This is a genomic window from bacterium (assembly GCA_026398675.1).
Classification (GTDB): domain Bacteria; phylum RBG-13-66-14; class RBG-13-66-14; order RBG-13-66-14; family RBG-13-66-14; genus RBG-13-66-14.
Map to the genome: position 1 here is coordinate 1 of JAPLSK010000161.1, position 1721 is coordinate 1721.

Genomic DNA, 1721 nt, shown 5'->3' on the forward strand with positions numbered 1-1721 from the left:
AGGTTAGGGCCATGTCCCCTCTCCCTTCTAGGGAGAGGGCTAGGGTGAGGGCTGCCTTAGAAAACAGCGGCGGGGATAGGAATCCCCGCCCTACGTCATCGCAATCTGCTGTGTTAAATTGAAGCCCACCCGCTCCTTTTCCCGTGCCGCCCACCGCCGATTCCCACCACGCGCGCCTTTGTGAGGTGCGCCTCCCCGGCACGGTCCTTGCTTTATTCTATCCCGGCGGTAGATTCGGGTCACATCGCGACGGTGGTGGGTAAAGTATTAATAGAATCCGTTTTTCAATGTTACCGGGATGGAGCCGTAATGCATAAAATTGCTATATTTCTGGCGGTTCTCGGCGTAGCCTGCCTCGCCGCCGAATACCAGTTTTCCACCGGCATTTGGGACCAGGCCCCCACCCGCGGAGGCAGCGCCGGCAGTTGGGGCGAGTGGTTCGCCACCTCCTTCCTCAACGATGTCGGCGAGGACGTCAACATCATCGAGCTGGGCATGCCCTGCTGCGGCCCGACCTCGGGCACTTACGGCTGGGTGGTCTGGTACGACGTGGGCGGCCTGGTGGCCCCCTCGGGGCCTGCTTCCACCGCCGACAGCTACGGCCCCTACACCCCCACCGACAGCGGGTCCACCTACCCGCCGACCACCTACACCTACGTGGACCTCTCCGGGGAGGAGCTGACGGTCGAGGACGGCACCTACTTCGCCATCGGTTACGATGTAACCGGCAGAGGTGGACAGGTCGCCTACACCGGTCACTTAACCTGGGCCTGGTACTCGGGCCAATGGGATCCCGATTACGACTGGGGCATTACCGCGCTCATCCAGTGCCGGGCCGAGACCGCCGATATAGACCCGCCCTACGTGGACGGGATGGACCCCGATGACGGCGAGGCCGACGTGCCGCTCGATTCCAACATCGTCTTCCACTGCAAAGACGACCTGTCCGGTATAGACATCACCACCATTGACTTCAAGGCCCAGGACACCAGCCTGAGCGGCGGCCGCTTCGTCAGCCCCAGCGTCGCCCTCAGCGTCACCGCTTCCCCGGCCCGCTCCATCGCCGGCCACATAGACATTGACGACAGCGACCTCAACGACGTCGTCTGCACCTTCGATCCCACCGACGATCTGCCGTTGGACGCCATCACCTGCACCGTGGACGGCGCACTGGCCGACCGCAAGGGCAACGAGTTGGGCGACGACTTCGTCTGGACCTTCACCACCGAGGGTTACAACACGGTGACGGACTCCACCTGGGGCCGGATCAAGAGCGAGTTCTAGCGCCGCGATTCCGCAGCGTGAAAAAGGGCACCCCCGCTGGGTTCCCCTATTGCATACCCCCTCCCCCCTTTGGGGGGAGGCTCGCCTACGGGTTGGGGAGGGGGGTGGAAACGGGCGGGTGTGGACACCCGCCCCTACGCCATCGCAATCGGCGAAACACGGATTGGGATGAGGGTCGGGGTTGGGGTAGTGAAAGCGGCGGGGATGGGAACCGAGCGAAGCGAGCTATGCCCCTGGCAAATCCCCGCCCTACGAGCGGCGATGGATAATTGGACGGGCGGGTCTAGAGACCCGCCCCTACGATTATCAGCGGAACAAACCCGTAGGGGCGAGCGTCCACGGTCGCCCTCGGGCCGACCTAAACGGCGCGCCGGCGCTCGGCCCCTACCTCATCGCAATAAAGCGAGGCCCGGGCAAAGGGCAGGGTCGCCCCGGTT

The 1721-nt window shown here is 64.0% G+C and carries 1 protein-coding gene; it reads left to right on the top strand.

What is annotated here, in order from left to right:
* The first annotated feature begins 309 nt into the window (after positions 1-309).
* Positions 310-1284, top strand: a complete 975-nt coding sequence (locus NTW26_04860; GenBank protein ID MCX7021599.1) for an Ig-like domain-containing protein — start codon at positions 310-312, stop codon at positions 1282-1284.
* Positions 1285-1721: the final 437 nt, after the last annotated feature.

Coding starts and splice junctions, on each gene's coding strand:
- NTW26_04860 (MCX7021599.1), top strand. CDS start 310: ATGCATAAAATTGCTATATTTCTGGCGGTTCTCGGCGTAGCCTGCCTC.